Origin of the sequence: Granulicatella sp. WM01 (assembly GCF_004570605.1) — a bacterium.
Classification (GTDB): domain Bacteria; phylum Bacillota; class Bacilli; order Lactobacillales; family Aerococcaceae; genus WM01.
Window position 1 is genome coordinate 1 of sequence record NZ_SPPB01000110.1, and the last position, 1606, is coordinate 1606.

Consider the following 1606-nt stretch of genomic DNA (forward strand, 5'->3'; position numbering starts at 1 on the left):
GGACGACTAGGGTGGATAGTGTCACTATCTGCTAGAAACTCACAAGAACGGGGTAAGTTTATAGACAATTCATGTCTCACCTGTTGTGCTACTTTTTTCTGTTGTTTTAGTCGTTTTACTGTTTTACGATGTGTTTTGGGAGAAATCATCCCATGGTTATAGAGAATGGTACGAACAGTTGTATCTGTTAAATTGATGCCATGTTCTTGTTTTAACATTTCAGTAAAATGAACAACATTAGGTTTTAAATTGGTAAATGATTGGTATAATTCTACAATAAAAGTTTTAGTAGATTCAGGTAGACTATGCTTTGGAGAGCGTTTTTTATTTTTATGAGAAAAAGCTGACTTACCCAATTGAACATAATTGTGAAGTAGTCGGTTAATTTGTCTTAATGATAAAGTTAATTCAACATAGGCACGTTGTTTTGTTTTTTTGCCATGATGAACGGCTTTGATGACGTTATATTTTTTTATTTCATTCACTGTTAATTCTATCCTTTTCATATCTCTAGTTTATCATTTTGGGACATTTTGTCATTCGATTACTTTAAGACATTATCACATTCGATTGATAAATCTTCCTACTTATTAATGCTAGCTCTTGTCTATTTAGTCATTTACACGTATAATAGATAATGAAATCTTAAAGAAAAGTGAGTGAAATCATGGGACGTAAATGGGCAAATATTGTCGAGAAAAAAACAAAATTAGATGCAAATAATAGTAAAATTTATGCAAAATTTGGAATTGAAATTTATGCTGCAGCTAAACAAGGGGATCCAGATCCAGCTACTAACCAAAAATTAAAATTTGTTATTGAACGTGCAAAAACATATAATGTTCCAAAACATGTTATTGACAAAGCAATTGACAAAGCAAAAGGAGGAAGTGATGAAACTTTCCAAGAATTGCGTTATGAAGGATTTGGACCAAATGGATCAATGATTATTGTTGATGCCTTAACAAACAATGTTAACCGTACCGCTTCAGATGTTCGTGCTGCTTACGGAAAAAATGGCGGAAATATGGGTGTGTCTGGTGCTGTATCATATTTATTTGACAACACAGCTGTTTTTGGTATTGAAAATAAAAATGCAGAAGAATTGTTTGAGGCACTAATTGAAGCAGAGGTTGATGTCAGAGATGTTATTCAAGAAGATGAGCAAGCAATCGTTTATGCTGAACCAACAGATTTCCATGCCGTACAACAAGCCTTAAACAATATGGGTATTACACAATTTACTGTTTCAGAAATTGAAATGTTGCCACAAAACGAAGTTTCATTATCTGGAGATGATTTAATCAAATTCGAAAAATTAATCAACGCACTAGAAGACTTAGATGATGTGCAAAAAGTATATCACAATGTTGATTTGGGTGAATAGGAATCTATCAAATTAATAATGCAGGTTTATTAAAATATAACGGGTGTACAATAAATCGTGTTGGTGAACAAAAAAGTTCGCTAACACGATTATTTTTTATAGAAAAAAGTGAAGCAAACCAGTAAACTATAAGTTGAGAGAAAATAGTAAAGAGGTGCTTCACATGGATAAGAATACCAGAAAATTATTGAAATTGGAAGAAGAATTTGAATTTCCAGA

General features: G+C 32.1%; 1 protein-coding gene and 1 pseudogene. One reads left to right on the forward strand and one right to left on the reverse strand.

What is annotated here, in order from left to right; translation table 11 throughout:
* Window positions 1–506 (reverse strand): annotated as a pseudogene (locus E4T68_RS08775) (ISNCY family transposase); the annotation flags it as partial.
* 161 nt (window positions 507–667) lie between these two features.
* Between E4T68_RS08775 and E4T68_RS08780 the strand changes: the two are divergent.
* On the forward strand, window positions 668–1387 hold the full coding sequence (locus E4T68_RS08780; RefSeq protein ID WP_135126026.1) for a YebC/PmpR family DNA-binding transcriptional regulator: 720 nt from the start codon (window positions 668–670) through the stop codon (window positions 1385–1387).
* The last annotated feature ends 219 nt before the right edge of the window (window positions 1388–1606 follow it).

What these genes read in the sequence shown, in the direction of transcription:
- E4T68_RS08780 (WP_135126026.1), top strand. Translation starts at nt 668, where the DNA reads ATGGGACGTAAATGGGCAAATATTGTCGAGAAAAAAACAAAATTAGAT.